This is a genomic window from Crenobacter intestini (assembly GCF_004919095.1).
Classification (GTDB): domain Bacteria; phylum Pseudomonadota; class Gammaproteobacteria; order Burkholderiales; family Chromobacteriaceae; genus Craterilacuibacter; species Craterilacuibacter intestini.
Genome location: NZ_STGJ01000021.1, coordinates 1 through 16486 on the forward strand (window position 1 = coordinate 1; position 16486 = coordinate 16486).

General features: G+C 64.8%; 15 protein-coding genes. 5 read left to right on the forward strand and 10 right to left on the reverse strand.

Annotated features, from left to right (window positions below):
• The first annotated feature begins 232 nt into the window (after positions 1-232).
• Positions 233-892, forward strand: coding sequence for a pyrimidine 5'-nucleotidase (locus E5K04_RS14660; protein WP_136555477.1), 660 nt, complete (start codon positions 233-235; stop codon positions 890-892).
• On the opposite strand, the gene E5K04_RS14665 is transcribed toward E5K04_RS14660, so the two are convergent.
• From E5K04_RS14665 to E5K04_RS14685, 5 genes are all read right to left on the reverse strand, one after another.
• Complete coding sequence (locus tag E5K04_RS14665; protein ID WP_235844391.1) at positions 848-1900, reverse strand: VanZ family protein; 1053 nt, start codon at positions 1898-1900, stop codon at positions 848-850. The two genes, E5K04_RS14660 and E5K04_RS14665, sit on opposite strands and share 45 nt — an antisense overlap.
• A gap of 155 nt (positions 1901-2055) precedes the next feature.
• On the reverse strand, positions 2056-2853 hold the full coding sequence (locus E5K04_RS14670) for an ABC transporter permease (RefSeq protein ID WP_235844392.1): 798 nt from the start codon (positions 2851-2853) through the stop codon (positions 2056-2058).
• Entirely contained in the window at positions 2846-3733 is an 888-nt protein-coding gene (locus E5K04_RS14675; RefSeq protein ID WP_136555481.1) for an ABC transporter permease, read from the reverse strand. The genes E5K04_RS14670 and E5K04_RS14675 overlap by 8 nt, the downstream gene beginning before the upstream one ends.
• Positions 3734-3738: 5 nt before the next feature.
• Entirely contained in the window at positions 3739-4824 is a 1086-nt protein-coding gene (locus tag E5K04_RS14680; RefSeq protein ID WP_136555483.1) for an ABC transporter ATP-binding protein, read from the reverse strand.
• 256 nt (positions 4825-5080) lie between these two features.
• Positions 5081-5716, reverse strand: coding sequence for an OmpW/AlkL family protein (locus tag E5K04_RS14685; RefSeq protein ID WP_136555485.1), 636 nt, complete (start codon positions 5714-5716; stop codon positions 5081-5083).
• 147 nt (positions 5717-5863) lie between these two features.
• Between E5K04_RS14685 and ubiD the strand changes: the two genes are divergently transcribed.
• A complete protein-coding gene (gene ubiD / locus E5K04_RS14690; protein WP_168929246.1) occupies positions 5864-7345 on the forward strand; it encodes a 4-hydroxy-3-polyprenylbenzoate decarboxylase in 1482 nt (493 codons plus the stop codon).
• A gap of 53 nt (positions 7346-7398) precedes the next feature.
• Here the strand turns inward: ubiD and E5K04_RS14695 are convergent, their stop codons facing one another.
• Positions 7399-9141, reverse strand: coding sequence for a M30 family zinc metallopeptidase (locus E5K04_RS14695; RefSeq protein ID WP_136555489.1), 1743 nt, complete (start codon positions 9139-9141; stop codon positions 7399-7401).
• A 154-nt stretch (positions 9142-9295) separates the two neighbouring features.
• Between E5K04_RS14695 and E5K04_RS14700 the strand changes: the two genes are divergently transcribed.
• Positions 9296-9664: a 50S ribosome-binding protein YggL gene (locus E5K04_RS14700; RefSeq protein ID WP_136555491.1), complete on the forward strand. Its 369-nt coding sequence runs from the start codon at positions 9296-9298 to the stop codon at positions 9662-9664.
• Positions 9665-9715: 51 nt separating this feature from the next.
• Here the strand turns inward: E5K04_RS14700 and E5K04_RS14705 are convergent, their stop codons facing one another.
• Together E5K04_RS14705 and aspA are read right to left on the reverse strand one after the other, a co-directional pair.
• On the reverse strand, positions 9716-10057 hold the full coding sequence (locus E5K04_RS14705) for a hypothetical protein (protein WP_136555493.1): 342 nt from the start codon (positions 10055-10057) through the stop codon (positions 9716-9718).
• A gap of 59 nt (positions 10058-10116) precedes the next feature.
• Entirely contained in the window at positions 10117-11520 is a 1404-nt protein-coding gene (gene aspA, locus E5K04_RS14710) for an aspartate ammonia-lyase (RefSeq protein ID WP_136555495.1), read from the reverse strand.
• 211 nt (positions 11521-11731) lie between these two features.
• On the opposite strand from aspA, the gene E5K04_RS14715 reads away from it, so the two are divergent.
• Positions 11732-12310, forward strand: coding sequence for a porin family protein (locus E5K04_RS14715; RefSeq protein WP_136555497.1), 579 nt, complete (start codon positions 11732-11734; stop codon positions 12308-12310).
• A gap of 11 nt (positions 12311-12321) precedes the next feature.
• On the opposite strand, the gene E5K04_RS14720 is transcribed toward E5K04_RS14715, so the two are convergent.
• A complete protein-coding gene (locus E5K04_RS14720; RefSeq protein ID WP_136555499.1) occupies positions 12322-13233 on the reverse strand; it encodes a LysR substrate-binding domain-containing protein in 912 nt (303 codons plus the stop codon).
• Positions 13234-13357: 124 nt separating this feature from the next.
• Here E5K04_RS14720 and E5K04_RS14725 point away from each other — a divergent pair, with 124 nt between their 5' ends.
• Complete coding sequence (locus tag E5K04_RS14725; RefSeq protein ID WP_235844393.1) at positions 13358-14605, forward strand: GGDEF domain-containing protein; 1248 nt, start codon at positions 13358-13360, stop codon at positions 14603-14605.
• Here E5K04_RS14725 and E5K04_RS14730 read toward each other — a convergent pair.
• Positions 14591-16483, reverse strand: coding sequence for a polysaccharide biosynthesis protein (locus E5K04_RS14730; RefSeq protein WP_136555501.1), 1893 nt, complete (start codon positions 16481-16483; stop codon positions 14591-14593). The genes E5K04_RS14725 and E5K04_RS14730 overlap by 15 nt on opposite strands.
• Positions 16484-16486: the final 3 nt, after the last annotated feature.

The following is a 16486-nucleotide window of genomic DNA, read 5'->3' on the forward strand; positions in this document are numbered from 1 at the left end:
AAGCACTCACACCTATCGGTTGTTCGTTCTGTTAAAGAGCAGTGACGTTTCGCGTTGTGTGCGCTGCGTCGAGGTGGCGAACTATACGTTTGCGGCCCGACGCCGTCAACACCTTCCTGCGCGAAAAACGGCAGAAATCAGTCATCCCCTTGATTAGAATCACAAAAAATTTCAACCTTCGCCCAGGGTAGCGCTTGCCGGATAATCGCAAGCCTGTTCACAGGAGACCACCTTGCCCCACCCGACCTGGATTTTCGACCTCGACAATACCCTGCACGACGCCGACCACGGCATCTTCCCGCACATCAACGCGCTGATGACCCGTTACATCATGGACAAGTTGGCAGTGAATGAGGAGGCCGCGCACGCGCTGCGCGAACGCTACTGGCAGCAATACGGCGCGACGCTGCGCGGGCTGGTCGAACACCACGCCATCGACCCGCACGACTTCCTGCGCGAGACCCACCCGACCGAGACGTTCCGCCCCATGCTGCGCTGGGAACCGGACCTCGACAGCGTGCTGCGCGCGCTGCCCGGCCGCAAGATCCTGCTCTCGAACGGGCCGCAGCATTACGTGGAAGACCTGCTGCGCGCGATGGGCGTCCACCAGCACTTTTGCGCGCACTACGGCGTCGAGCGGCTGGACTTCACCCCAAAGCCGGCCGCGTCGGCCTTCCGCCGCGTGCTGGTCGACCACAACCTGAACGCGCACCACTGCGTGATGGTCGAGGACAGCCTGGACAACCTGAAGACGGCCAAGGCGCTGGGCATGAAGACCGTCTGGCTCAGCCGCAAGCCGCAGCGCCCCGACTACGTCGACGCGCGCATCAGCCGCATCAGCGAGCTGTCACGCCTTGCGCTGGCTGGCGGACTGCCACAGCAAGCCCAATAGCGTCGCCAGCGCCGCGTACGGCCACAACTGCGACAGGAAGGCGATCAGCGCGTTCATATTGGCCAGGTGGCCGTAATGCCAGCGGAACAGCGAGAGCATTTCCTCGTCCGAACGGGTCAGCGGCCACATCGCGGCGAGCACCCGGGTGCCGGCCAGCGCCAGCAGGGCGACCACCGCCTGCACCAGCGGCGGGAAGCGGGTGAACAGCCACACCAGCAGGAAACCAGCCGACAAGCCGGTCATCACGTTGAAGCTGATCCACTCGAACAGCGCCATCGGCTTGAGCAGCGCGCCCGCAGTCATCATCTTCAGCAGCCACGGCAGCAACATCACCAGCATGACCGCGCGCGCGTAGTAGCGCCGGTCCGCCAGGAAAGCGGTGACAAACAGCAGCACGGCGAGCAGGTGCAGCATCACGCTGCCGGCCTCGACCAGCAGCAGGAACAGCATCGGGTTTTCCAGCGGCGACACGAAGGGCTGCGGCAGGCCCAGCGGGCGCACCACCACGCCGAACAGCGGCACCGACGGGTCAAGCTGGGTGACGAACCACAGCGCGATCAGCACCACCGCGTAGTCGGCTGCCGTTTCACTGCGGAAATAGCGCTGGCGGGCCCGCCAGATGCGGTGCCATAGCCGGCGAAACAGCGGGCTGACCGCCAGCGTCGCGCCCAGCGCACCGCCGGCGGCGTTGTACAGCATGTCGAGGTTGGACGACACGCGGCTGGGCAAAAATTGCTGGCCGAATTCGACCAGCAGGCTGGCCAGCCCGCACAGCAGCACGGCGAGCAGCCAGCCCATGATGCGCGGCCGGCAGGTCAGTGCCAGCGCGAAGCCCAAGGGCAGGTAGACGATGAAATTGACCGCGTTATCAAAAACGCGGAAGTAGTAAGGCAGCGGGTAGCCGAGGAACTCGAACAGCGGCCGGCCGCTATAGGCCCAGCCGGTAAACGGGTAGAAGCTGGTGAAGACGATCACCACGAAGGTGATCAGGGCCGTGTAATGGGCCACATGGGAACGCGCAGCGTTGACCACGGCATTGGAGCGACAGGTTATTAACCGCTAGAGCATACGGCGGCGCCCGCCGGCGGGCAAGCACCCTACCCCACCGGCGGCACACATGAAAAGGGCAGGCCCAAGCCTGCCCCGATCCCGGTGATGCGCGTTCAGTCGTTCGCGCGCAAGGCGCCGGGCGAGACGCGCGACGCGATCACGATCAGCACCAGCGTCAGCAGCATCAGCAGGCTGGACACCGCGTTTACTTCCGGCGTCACCGCGATCTTGATCATCGAATAGATCTCCAAGGGCAGCGTCGACGCGCCGGCACCGGCGGTGAAGAAGGTGATCACGAAGTCGTCGATCGACAGCGTGAACGCCATCAGGGCGCCGGCGATGATGCCCGGGCGGATCACCGGCAGCGTCACCAGCCGGAACGCCTGAAAAGGCGTCGCGCCCAAGTCGCGCGCGGCCTCGACCAGGCTCTCGTCCATTCCCTGCATGCGCGCCTTGACCACGATGGCGACGAAGCCGATGCAGAACGCGACGTGCGAGAGCAGGATAGTGAACAGCCCAAGCTCGAGGATGCCGAGGACCTGGTTGACCAGCACGAAGAAGATCACCAGGCTGACCCCGGTCAAAAGCTCGGGAATCGCGATCGGCGTGAGCACCAGGAAGCTCAGGAACGGCACCTTGTGCTTGTGCAGCGCCATGCCGGCCAGCGTGCCCAGCACCGTCGACAAAAAGCTCGCCGATAGCGCGATCAGCAGCGAGTTGCCCGCCGCGGTCAGCATCTTCTCGTTGGCGAACAGCTGGCTGTACCAGCGCGTGGTGAAGCCCACCCACTCCGCGTTGAGCTTGGAGTCGTTGAACGAGAACACCACCACGATCACCAGCGGCAGATAGAGGAACAGATAGGTCACCCAGGCCGATACCTTCAGCCAGGCGGACTGTTTGGCCTTAGCCACGCTTCACCCCCTTGCGCGCGATCAGCGCGCCCAGCATTGCAATCGCCAGCACCCCCGCCGTCAGCATGATCGACAGCACCGCGCCGAACGGCCAGTCGCGGGTGTCGAGGATCTGCTGCTTGATCAGGTTGCCGATCATGATCGAGTCGGTCCCGCCCAGGATGTCCGGGATCGCGAACATGCCGAGCGCCGGGATGAACACCAGCGCCGAGCCGGCAAACACGCCGGGCAGGCTCAGGGGCCAGGTGATCTTCCAGAAGCGCTGCCACGCGTTGGCGCCCAGGTCCTGCGCGGCCGACAACAGCGACAGGTCGTGCTTCTCCAGGTTGGCGTACAGCGGCAGCACCATGAACGGCAGGTGTACGTAGACCATGCCGACGATCACCGCGAACGGCGTGAACAAGAGTTGCACCGGTTCAAAGCCCAGGCCGGTCCACACCCAGTTGACGGCGCGGGTGAACGCCGACTGCGGGCCGAGGATGATCATCCACGCGTAGATGCGGATCAGGAAATTCGACCAGAACGGCAGGATCACCAACAGCAGCAAGAGGTCACGGTACTTCTTCGCCGAGCGCGCGATCAGCCACGACAGCGGGTACGCCATCACCAGGCAGATCAGCGTGGTCAGCACCGCGTACCACGCGGACTTGGCGAACAGCTCGAAATAGATCGGCTCCTCGACAAGGCGCGTGAAGTTCTCCAGCGTCAGGTCCCAGACGAGCTTGCCTTCCTCGTAGTAATACATCGGCGCGAGGCCGCCGTAGTCGCCCGGGAAGCGGAACGCCGCGACGAACATGATCCCGGTCGGGATCAGGAAAAACAGCACCAGGTAGAGTAGCGGCGGCCACGACAGCAGCCATTTGCCCAGACGGTTCTTCATCGCGCTTACTCGGTCAGGAAGCTGCCGGCGTCAAAACGCCAGGCGATCTCGACGATGTCGCCGTCGTCGAAGAACTTGGCGACGCCGGGGATGTTGTTGGGCAGCATCGCCTCGATCAGCACGCCGTCGGCGACCTCGACGATGTAGATCGTCACGTCGCCCAGGTACAGGCAGTCGTGGATGCGTCCCTTGAAGTAGGCCTCATCCGGCAGGTCCGGCAATTCCTTGTCGAGCTTGATCTTCTCCGGACGCAGGGCGAGCCAGCCTTGCTGGCCGGCAGCCACGCCCGGCACCGCGAGCGCGCGCACTTCGCCGCAGCCCTTGATGTCGACCGTCATCGTCTCGCCGTCGAGGGCACGCACCGTCCCCTCCAGCACGTTGCACTGGCCGATGAAGTCGGCGACGAAACGGTTCTTCGGGTTGCCGTAGATGTTCTCGGGGATGTCGAGCTGCTCGACCTGGCCGTGGCTCATCACCGCGATGCGGTGGCTGAGCGCCAGCGCCTCGCCCTGGTCGTGGGTGACGTAGACGAAGGTGATGCCGACTTCCTTCTGCAGCTTGATCAGCTCTAGCTGCATCTCCTCGCGCAGCTTGGCGTCGAGCGCGGACAGCGGCTCGTCGAGCAGCAACAGGCGCGGACGGTCGACCAGCGCGCGCGCGATCGCGACACGCTGGCGCTGGCCGCCCGACATCTCATGCGGGAAGCGCTTGCCGAATTCGGTGAGGCGCACGTCCTCCAGCAGCTCGTCGACCTGCGCGTCCAGCCTGTCCTTGGCCCAACCGGCCATCTTCAACGGGAACGCGATGTTTTCGCGCACCGTCATGTGCGGGAACAAGGCATAGTTCTGGAATACCGTGTGCACCGGACGCTTCTCCGGCGGCACCCGCGACATGTCCTGCCCGTCGAGCAGGATCTGCCCGGCGTCCGGCTGCTCGAAACCCGCCAGCATGCGCAGCAAGGTGGTCTTGCCGCAGCCGGAAGGGCCCAGCAGGGTGAAGAACTCGCCTGCCTCGACCGACAGGCTCACGTCGTTGACAGCCGTGAAGTCATCGAACTGTTTTACGACGTTGCGGATTTCAAGGAGCGCCATCTTTGGTCCCCGCCCATAAAAAGGGCGCAATTGTAGCAAAAATCCCCCCGGGGGGAAGCCGGGAATGCCCTGCAAATTCAAGGCCTCAGCGCATCTTGCTGATCCGCCTCAAATGCGGATCGCGCAAAGCGGGCACACAGTACCTTTTACCGACTGCCCGCGCGGAAGGCTTATCAACGGTGTAGCGCCGGCGATGCAGCACCGCCACACAATGCAAAAAGGCGCCCGCAGGCGCCTTGGATCGGAAGGAACAGGATCAGAACTTGGTGCCGATACCGACGCCGAATACCCACGGGTTGATCTTCAGCTCGCCTACCTTGGCACCACCGAGGGCGTCAGCCGTCACATCTGTTTTGATCCAGATCTTCTTGACGTCGATGTTGATGAAGTAGTCCTTGTTGATCGCGTAGTCGGCACCAACCTGCAGCGCGCCGCCCCAGCTGTTCTTGTCAACGCTCAGATCGGTAGGCAGGCCCAAGCCCTGCGCACCAATGCCCACATCGTAGATGCGGGTGTAGTTGATACCGGCGCCGACGTACGGACGGAAGGCCGCTTCCGGCGCAAAGTGGTACTGCAGGGTCACGGTCGGCGGCAGAACAGAGACTTTACCCAGCGAAGCAGACTTACCACCCACCGAAGCGGTCACTTCATGACGAGCGGTTCCCAGAATTAGTTCTGCACCGATGTTGTTAGTAATCATGTAGGTGAAGTCGAGCTCTGGAGCCCACTGATCTTTCACATCAACATTCAAACCTTTCACGGCCCCACTGTTGTTCCAAGTCACATCCGGATTGATGTTGATCACACGGAAGCGGGCCAGGATGTCACCCTGGGCGGCGAAGGCGGGTGCGGCCAGGGCGGCGGCGATTGCAGCGATTGCGAGCTTCTTCATTGTTGTTCTCCTGAACGGTGAGGTTTTTGCGTTTAGAATCCATGGTCAAGACGCGCGGCTCAAAAATTCCATACGCGTATCAATGGCGGAAAATTAGCAAAGCCTCCGGCGCGAAACCTTGAGCCAGATCATGAAAAGAACATAAATATGAAAAAAACATACCGCGACCTGCGCGAATTCATCGCACAACTGGAAGCCGACGGCGAGCTCAAGCGGATCACCCGCCCGGTGTCACCGCATCTGGAAATGACCGAGATCGGCGACCGCGTGTTGCGCGCGGGCGGCCCCGCCCTGCTCTTCGAGCGCCCCGAGCGTGACGGCGTGCGCTACACCTACCCGGTGCTCGCCAACCTGTTCGGCACGCCCGAGCGTGTCGCGCGCGGCATGGGCGCGGACAGCGTCGACAAGCTGCGCGAGATCGGCGCAACGCTCGCCTACCTGAAGGAGCCCGAGCCGCCGAAGGGGTTGCGCGACGCGTGGGACAAGTTGCCGCTGTTAAAACAGGTGCTGTCGATGGCGCCGAAGGAAGTCAGCAAGGCGCCGTGCCAGCAAATCGTGTGGGAAGGCAGCGAGGTCGACCTCGAGCAGTTGCCGATCCAGCACTGCTGGCCGGGCGACGTCGCGCCCCTGATCACCTGGGGTCTGACCGTCACCCGCGGCCCCAACAAGAAGCGGCAGAACCTCGGCATCTACCGCCAGCAGGTGATCGGCAAGAACCGCGTGATCATGCGCTGGCTCGCGCACCGCGGCGGCGCGCTCGACTACCGCGAATTCTGCGCGCGAAATCCGGGCACCCCCTACCCGGTCGCGGTGGTGCTCGGTTGCGACCCGGCGACCATCCTGGGCGCGGTCACCCCGGTACCCGACACCCTGTCCGAATACCAGTTCGCCGGCCTGCTGCGCGGCGCGCGCACCGAACTGGCCCGCTGCATCGGCTCCGACCTGCAGGTGCCGGCGCGCGCCGAGATCGTGCTCGAAGGCCATATCCACCCGGACGACACCGCGCTGGAAGGCCCGTACGGCGACCATACCGGTTACTACAACGAGCAGGACCGCTTCCCGGTGCTCACCGTCGACCGCATCACCATGCGCGAGAACGCGATTTACCACAGCACCTACACCGGCAAGCCGCCGGACGAGCCGGCCATCCTCGGCGTCGCGCTGAACGAAGTGTTCGTGCCCATCCTGCAAAAGCAGTTTCCGGAGATCACCGACTTCTACCTGCCGCCCGAGGGCTGCAGCTACCGGATGGCGGTGGTCAGCATCAACAAGCAGTACCCGGGGCACGCCAAGCGGGTGATGATGGGGGTGTGGTCCTTCCTTCGGCAGTTCATGTACACCAAGTTCATCGTGGTGGTCGACGACGACGTCGACACTCGCTCGTGGCAGGAAGTGATCTGGGCGATCACTACCCGCATGGACCCGGTACGCGACACGGTGCTGATCGAGAACACCCCGATCGACTACCTCGACTTCGCCAGCCCGGTATCGGGCTTGGGCGGCAAGATGGGGCTCGATGCGACCAACAAGTGGCCGGGCGAAACCACGCGCGAATGGGGCACGCCCATCGTGATGGACGCCGCGACCCGCGCCCGGGTTGACGCGATGTGGAATGAGCTGGGGCTGTAAGTGGGTACATCAGGAAGAAGGGAGGCCAAGGCCTCCCTTCTTACGTTCTGCACTCAATACACGACCAGATGCAGCCCGCTGCCGCCGGGTACGCGCACGCGCGTGTTCTCTGCAATCCCCGGCTGGACATTGACCGCGTAGCGCGGGGCACTTCCGGACGGGAGAGTCGTCTTAAAGCTTCCCACCTTGAAGTTGAAATAGGCACCCGGGCTGACTGCGCCCAAGTCAATGGTGGCCGCTCCGAGCGGCCACTGCCTGGCGGGGAAGCCCAAATTACCCGCGGCCTTTTCCATACGGGTCGAGATGCCCCAGCGGCGGACGACTTCGTGGTACTTCAGCCCGGCACTTGCCGACGCCAACCCCTTTTCGATGGCGGCAATTCCGTTCTCCGGCCCCTGCACCCAATCCTTGAGGATGCCGGGCCCGTACTGGTGCAGCATGTACATCGCAAGGCTCAGCGCCTGCGGGTAGTGCGCGCCTGCGGAACACACGTCGCCGCTGCCGCCCCAACTATCCATCAGACAACCCGAATATCCGAGCGATTGCCTGAACTCCCCTTCGAAGCCACCGACAACTTCTGTCCTCAGATGCGGGTCTGTCTCGACATTGGGGAACATCTGCCGGCCGGCCAGATAACCCAAGGCCTGCGCGGCCGTCTCGTTCTGGAAGGTGTCGCCTGCGCCCACCGGAGCGCCGTGCCGCACCTGCTTCTGGTAGAACTGGATCATGTGCTGGAACTCGTGCGCGAGCGTCGTCATGCCCAGCGCCGGGTACGTACCCTCGGCATGCCAAATCCCGGATTCGGTTTCGCCATCCTTGTAGCGATCCAGCTTGGCGAACGTCGCCGCGTCCATATAGAACACCAGGGCCTCGTTGCTGTAGGGCTTCACGCCCTTGCGGAAGCTGTTGACCGACCAGTAGTAGCCGATCGTGCCCAACGGTTGGCCATCGGGGGTGATGTCGAGCAGTACGATATGGATGTCCTTGGTTGACCTGTCCAGCAACCAGGGCTGCAGCGCGGCAGGCACTCCGTCCCCCCACGGCGTGCCGATCAGCTCGCTCGCCAGCGGATAGACCTTGGATGCGAACATGTCGGCCATCGCCCGAGCCTGACATGCATTCACTTTCATGTCGGCCTTGGCAAGGTCATCGCCCGTCAGTGGCGCACCGCAAGAGTTAACGTTCGTCAGGACGCTGTTCTGTCCCCACACCACGACCTTCCCGCCTCCGCTGTTCGGCAAATCGCTCTCGGCAAGCTTTGCGGTTGGCACCGTGGCGATGTTGCCATTGACGATCGATGTCCAGTTTCCACTCGGCTGGACTGGCGCAGGCGCAGAAGTCCCGACGTTGTTTTTCAAAAGATCCCGCAAGTCGGCTGGCGCTTGCAGGTTTTCCCTCGAAATCTGCACGGGGATACTGTTGTGCTGCCGGGACACCGTGTCGAACAACTTGCCGCCGCTACCGGAATCCGGCAGGTTATTCGGTGTCGTATCGCTCGAATACAGCACTGCGCTTACCGTGTGGATGCCGCCTACCCCACTCACCAGCAGATCCCGGGGTACCGATCCCTGGTTTTCGTAGGTGAGCACGGCACTGCCATCTGCAATGGAATTGCTCTCGACTCGTACGCCGGGCGCACACTCGTTACCGGCCGCCAGGCTGACGCAACTGCTGACGCTGACCGGTGTTTCACCGAACGAGCTACCCAGCGAGCCAGGAGAGCCACCACCACCGCCACCGCCACCGCACGCGGACAGCAGCAGACAGCCAATCAGGCCCAGCGCCTTTTTTGCCATTGTTTATCCCTTCACTTTGTCCTGCCAACAAGATTGCCTGCGATTATCCTCCCAAACCGCAACGCAACCCAATTTGCATAAAGACTTCAAGGGGCTTGTGACAAAAAAAGATACACTGCATCATCGCGGGCTATCTCCAAGGAAGGACTTTCCCATGCACAACCCGAACAGCAAGCAGCGCCTGAAACGCCTGAGCCCGCGCCAGCGCAAGAAGATGAAGGTCGGCGAATTCACCGAACTGGGCTTCTCGCTGCTGGTTACCCTCAAGCCGCAACTGGCGGCCGACGCGCAGGACGCGCTGCTCGACGCCTGGCTCGAGGCGGTCGACGCTGAGGGCGTAAGCTTCGGCGGCCATTTCGGCGGCGACGAAGTGCAGCGCTTCGAAGGCATCGTGTTCCCGGTCGGCCGCACCAAGGTCACCGCGGAAATGCGCGCGGCGCTGATCGCGTGGCTGAACGCGCGCGACGAAGTCGACGCGGTCGACGCCGACGAACTGGCCGACCTGTGGAATATCGAGTGGTAAGCAGGCCGCAAGCTGCAGCACAAGAAAAAGCCGGGGCAAGCCCCGGCTTTTTCACGCCTGCGCCAGCGCGTCGAGCGAGCGCGCGGCGTCGACGATCAGCCGGCGCTGCCGGCACGCAGCGCTATCCAGCGCGGCGAGACACTGCCCCGCGTGCGCGGGCGGCAGGGCGGCGCACCAGCAAATCGCCGGCCATAGCAGGGCCGGCAATGTGTCGTGCAGCAAGGCGAAGCGGTCGGCCTGCTGGCGACGCAGCAGCCGCCGGCAGCGCTCAGGCAACGCTTCGGGCGAGCGCAGCTGCCTCGCTGTAAAGAAGAGACAGGAACGCAGCCAGGCGTGCTGGCTACGCAGGACGGCGGACGCACGGGCATCCACAAGCGCGGGAAAGTCGGCCATGACAGCCTCCATTGTGCAATGCACAATAAAGGATAGCCCGCCATGGTCCCTGCATCAAATCACACCTTGACCCAGCGCGGGCGGGTCAGCGCTTCGGGCTGCAGCACCGCGTCGAGCTGCTCGCGGCTCATCAGGCCGCGCTCAAGCACGATGTCGGCGACGCTGCCGCCGCTCCTGAACGCTTCGCCGGCCACTTCGGTCGCCGCCGCGTAGCCGATGATCGGGAACAGCGCGGTGACGAGGCCGATCGAGTGCTCGACCTGGCGCTTGAGGAAGTCGCGGTTGGCGGTGATGCCGCAAACGCAGTGTTCGCCCAGCGTGTCGCAGGCGGCGATCAGGTGGCCGATGCTGCGGAACAGACTGTACGCGATCACCGGCTCGAAGGCGTTAAGCTGCAACTGGCCGGCCTCGGCGGCCATGGTGACCGTCACGTCGTTGCCAATCACCTCGAACGCGACCTGGCTGACCACCTCCGGGATCACCGGGTTGACCTTGCCCGGCATGATCGACGAACCGGCCTGGCGCGCCGGCAGGTTGATTTCGCCCAACCCTGCACGCGGGCCGGACGAAAGCAGGCGCAGGTCGTTACAGGTCTTTGAGAGCTTGACCGCGACGCGCTTGAGCACCCCGGACACCTGCACGAAAGCGCCGCAGTCCTGCGTCGCCTCGATCAGGTTGGGCGAGGTCACCAGCGGCAGGCCGGAGAGCTTCGACAGGTGCTGGCACACCAACGGCGCGTAGTCGGGGTGGGCGCAGATGCCGGTACCGATCGCAGTCGCACCCATATTGATCTCCAGCATCAGCCGCGCGGCTTCCTGCAGGCGCTCGATATCCTCGCCCAGCATCACCGCGTAGGTGCGGAATTCCTGGCCCAGCGTCATCGGCACCGCGTCCTGCAACTGGGTGCGCCCCATCTTCAGCACGTCGGCGAACTCGTCGGCCTTGGCGTCGAAATGCGCCTTCAGGCGGCTCATCGCCTCGACCAGACGCGCAATACCCATATGCGTGGCCAGCCTGAGCGAGGTCGGGTAGACGTCGTTGGTGCTCTGGCACAGGTTCACGTGCTCGTTCGGGTGCAGCTGCGTGTAATCGCCCTTGGCGCAGCCCATCAGCTCGAGCGCGCGGTTGGCGATCACCTCGTTGGCGTTCATGTTGGTCGACGTGCCGGCGCCGCCCTGGATCGCGTCGACGACAAACGCCTCGTGCAAGGCGCCGGCGCGAATCTCGCCGCACGCGGCTGCGATCGCTTCTGCCTTGCGCTCGTCGAGCAAGCCCAGTTCGCGGTTTGCTTCTGCGGCCGCCTGCTTGATCAGCGCAAGCGCGAGCACCAGTTCGCGGTAATGCGAGATCGGCACGCCGGTGATCGGAAAGTTTTCCACCGCGCGCAGGGTATGGATCCCCCAGTAGGCGTCGGCAGGAATCTCGCGGTCGCCGATCAGGTCGTGTTCGAGGCGGTTTTGCATGTTCAAGGCTTTCGGAGCGTTACGCCACTGGGGCGAAGAAGGCTCAAACTCTAGACGAGCCCATCGCCTGCCGGCCAATTCCGAATGCGGATGGTGTCATGCAAAAAATGCATGATGCGAAAGCAACAGCCGCAGCAGCCCCTTGCCATGGTTTTTGCTGGCGTACAAATATTCATATAGCATTGCAAAGTCATCACCAAAGCCAACGCACATGAAAAAACTGACTTCTGCCCTGCTCCTGACCGTTCTCGCTGCCGGCGCCCACGCCGCGCAGCCGGCCGACGAATATATCGGCATCGCCGGCGCCATAGCCCGTCACAAGACCGATTTCGGCGTGCTCGGTGGTAACGGCAGCAATCAGGAAAACACCCGTGCCGGCATCGCGATCAACGCCGGCTACTACCTGATGCCGCAGTTGTCGCTGGAACTAGCCTACGCGGACCTAGGCGACAGCAAGCGCAACTACGGTGCAAACAAACTTAAGACCAACTTCCGCTCGGTGTCGTTCAGCGCGCTGGGCCACCTGCCGGTCAACGACGCATTCGGCGTATACGGCCGTCTGGGCGCTTCCCAAGTCCGCGCCCGCGCGACGGTCAACGGCGAGAGCGCAACCCAGCACGACTACCGCCCGGTCTTCGGCTTTGGCGTCGAGAGCACGCTCAGCAGCGACTGGCGCGTGTTCGCCGAACTCACCCACTACGGCAAGGTCGACTTCGAAGACGCATACGGAAATAAAGAAGCCAGCGTAGAAGTGATGGCGCTGCAGGCCGGCGCCAGCTACCACTTCTGAGCGGCCACGCCTCACACCGCCGGGTAACGCCCGGACAGGCTGTGCCACAGCGCGTCGAGCGCCGGTTTGCGCCGCCGCACGTCGCGGTACAGCCTCACCTGCATCGCCACCTGCCATTCCGGTTCACCCGCCACTGCCAGTTCACCACGCGCAAGCTCTCCGGCCACCGCGCTGTCGGGCAGGAAGGCGAGGCCGTGCCCTTGCAGCACCATATGCTTGAGCCCCTCGGCCATGTCGGTCTCGTAGCGCAGCCTGAGCGCGCATGGCACGCCGACTGCCTCTAACAACAACTCGCTCATCCGGTGGAAATACGCGTTGGGCGCGTAGCCGAGGAAGGGGATCGCCGCGCGCGTCTCGCCCGGCAAGCGGAACATCGGCGTGCCGTCCTTGCCGGCCCGCGCGTACGGGCGCAGGTATTCGGTACCCAGTTGCAGGCCGCGGTAGCGCGCGTCGGTCAGTTCGACCGGCTGTCGCGGATGGTGGTAGCACATCAAGAGGTCGCTGCCGCCTTCGACGAAGGCAAGCAGCGCGTCGTGCACATTGCTCGCCGACAGGCGGCAAGGCAGTTCGCCGAACGCGTCCTCGACCCCGGACAGCCAGCGCGGGAAGAACGAGAACGACAGGGTATGCGGCACCGCAAACTCAAGCATGTCGTCTTGCGCGGCGCGCAGGCTCGCCAGCCTACCGCGCGCGCTGCCCAGCTTGCCGAGCAGCGCGAGCGCCTCTTCGCGCAGCGCTTCGCCGGCGGCGGTCAGCCGGGTCGGGTAGGTGGTGCGGTCGATCAGCTCGCAGCCGGCCCAGCCCTCCAGTGACTTGATGCGGCGCGAAAAGGCCGGCTGCGTCAGATGGCGCAACTCGGCCGAGCGCGTGAAGCTGCCGGTTTCGGCGAGCACCAGAAAGTCTTCCAGCCAGCGCGTTTCCATTGGTCCCTTCCCTTTGTGGCCGGCTAGCACCGGCTCGCCGCACCGCAATATGCCTTATGGGTTTATGATGGTATATTGTCTGGCAAACATTCCCAGCCCAGCTTGCACCGGAAGCCAGACGGACTTGAGCACACCCACACCGACCGATTTTCTCAGCCGCATGCTGGCCGGCCTGCTGCCCGACGAGCTGGAGCGCAGCGACAGCCGCCAACTGCTCAGCCCGATCGGCCACCTGCCGCTGTTGACCACCCGCCGCGCGACCATGATCGTCAACCGGGTCCGCCTGTTCGCCCTGCTGTTCGCGCTGCTCACGCCCCTGTGGATCGTTGTCGACGTCGCGACGCTGCCTTTTCCGCTGTGGGCGCAACTGGCGGCGCTCAGGCTCACGGCGACGGCGGCCTTCGCTGCCCTGTTCAGCCGGGCACGCGGCAAGAGCAGCCTGCTGCACGCGTACCGCTCGATGGCGACGCTGTTCGCCATCCCCACGCTGTTCTACGTGATCTCGCACCTGCTGATGGCACAACACCGGCTCGACGGCCTGTCCGCCGCGCTCGGCACCGGTTACGCCTTCCTGCCCTTCGTGCTGCTGGCCGGCTTCGCGGTGTTCCCGCTGACCCTGCTGGAAACTGCCGCGTTCGCCGCGCCGGTACTGCTCGCTTACGGGCTGGCCGGCCTCGCCGAGTGGGGGGGCAGCGACTGGCCGTCGTTCACCGCCGAGTTCTGGCTGCTGATCCTGATCACCGGCGTCGCCGCGCTGGCCAGCCTGTGCCAGCTGGTGCTGATGAGCGCGCTGGTCGGCCAGGCGCTGCGCGACCCGCTGACCGGCTGCTACTCGCGCCGCAGCGGCGAGGAGATGCTGGCGATCCAGTTCGACCAGTCGTTACGCTCGGGCACCCCGCTGTCGGTCGCCTTCATCGACCTCGACCACTTCAAGCGGGTCAACGACGAGCACGGCCACGACGCCGGCGACGTCCTGCTGAAAAACCTCTCCAGGAGCGTGAACAGCCAGTTGCGCGGCGGTGACATCCTCGCGCGCTGGGGCGGCGAGGAATTCGTGCTGATCCTGCCGTCGACCGACTGCGAACAGGCGATGCAGGTGCTCGCCCGCCTGTACGGCACCGGGCTTGGCGAGCGCCCGAGCGGCAAGCCGGTGACCGCCAGCATCGGCGTCGCCGAACGCACCTGCGACCACGCACCCGACTGGCGCACGCTGGTCCAGCTCGCCGACGAACGCATGTACGCGGCCAAGCACAGCGGGCGCAACGGCGTGGTCTGCCCGCTCAGGCAGTGTGCCAGCGAACATTGCAACAGCTGCCTGGGCCGCGCGGCCATTACCCGCCAGCAGCCCGCCGTCCGCCTAGAGACGGCCTGACACGGCCGCCACGCGGTCGGTGCACGCACCGGCCGGCGTGAATTCGTGCACCAGCGACGGCATCAGTTCGAACACCGCCGCGCCGTCCTCCGCTTGGCACGCTTCGGCCAGGCGCGCAAGCAGCGGCGTAAGCTCGGCCTCGGGCAGGTGATACTCGCGCGCACGCAGGATGCGCGGATGGTCGGTCGGCTCGGCGCCGTCGCCGATCAGCAGCTCTTCGTACAGCTTCTCGCCCGGGCGCAGGCCGGTGATGCGGATCTCGATGTCGCCGTGCGGGTGCGCCGCGTCGCGCACCTCGAGCCCGGAGAGGTGCACCATGCGCCGCGCAAGGTCGATGATTTTCACCGGCTCACCCATGTCGAGCACGAACACGTCGCCGCCCTCGCCCATCGCGCCGGCCTGGATCACCAGTTGCGCGGCCTCGGGGATGGTCATGAAGTAGCGGGTGATCGCCTCGTGCGTCAGCGTCAGCGGGCCACCCGCGGCGATCTGCCGCTTGAAGAGCGGCACCACCGAGCCCGAACTGCCCAGCACGTTGCCGAAGCGCACCATCACGAAGCGGGTGCGGCTGCCGCGCGCGTGGCGCGCCTGCAGGCACAATTCGGCCAGCCGCTTGGAGGCGCCCATCACGTTGGTCGGGCGCACCGCCTTGTCGGTCGAGATCAGCACGAAGGTTTCCACCGCACACGCCTCGGCGGCGGCCGCGCAGCGGTCGGTGCCGAAGGCGTTGTTCCACACGCCTGCCGCCGTGTTGTACTCGACCATCGGCACATGCTTGTACGCGGCGGCGTGGTACACCGTGTTGACGCCAAAGGCGCGCATCACCGACTGTAGGCGCGCCTCGTCGGTGACCGAGCCCAGGATGGGGTCGCGCGGCACCGCAGGGGCGCGCGCGGCGAGGTCCTGGTCGATCGCGTAGAGCGCGAATTCGGACGCCTCGAAGAGCACCAGCCTGGCCGGGCCGTGGCGGACGATCTGCCGGCACAGCTCGGAACCGATCGAGCCGCCGGCGCCGGTGACCATCACCACCTTGCCGCGGATGTTCGCTGCGAGCAGGTCTTCGCGCGGCGGCACCGGTTCACGCCCGAGCAGGTCCTCGATCGACACCTCGCGCAGCGCCTCGACGCGCACCTCGCCCGACACCAGCTCGGCCATCCCCGGCAGCTGCTTGATCGGCACCCGCAGCTTCTCCAGCGACACCAGGATCTCGCGCTGGCGCGCGCGGCCGACCGACGGCATCGCAAGCAAAATCGACTTGATACCCAGCTCGTCCACCAGCACCGGCAGCTCGGCCGGCGCGTGCACGGCGAGGCCCCGGTAGGTGCGCCGCCACAGCTGCGGGTTGTCGTCGACGAAGGCCATCGGCCGGTATTCGCGCCCTGCCTGCAGGGCGAGCATCAACTGCACGCCAGCATGCCCCGCGCCGTAGATCAGGACATGCTCGCGCGGCGCGTCGACCGCGTCGATCCGCCGCACCAGACCCCGAAGCAGGAAGCGGCTGGCGCCGATATACGCCATCGCGAACACCCAGAAGATGATCACCGACGAGCGCGGGAACGGGCCCACCCGCGCCATCACGATCACCGCCATCAGCACCAGTACCGCCAGGCTCACCCCGGCCAGCACCGTATACACGATACGGTCGTCGACGTACTTGAGCACCGCGCGATAAAGGCCCAACTTGATGAAGATCGGGATTACCCACAAGGGCGGCACCAGGAACAGCCACCAGAACGGGTCGAGCTTGGGGTCCCAGTTGCCCCCCAGGCGCAGCAGCACGGCGGACACCAGTGCCAGCGGCAGCAACAGCGCGTCCAGCAACATCAGAAGCGCCATCTTGTGGTGGCGCGAGAAGGAGAGCAGGCGTTCGAACGACATGGA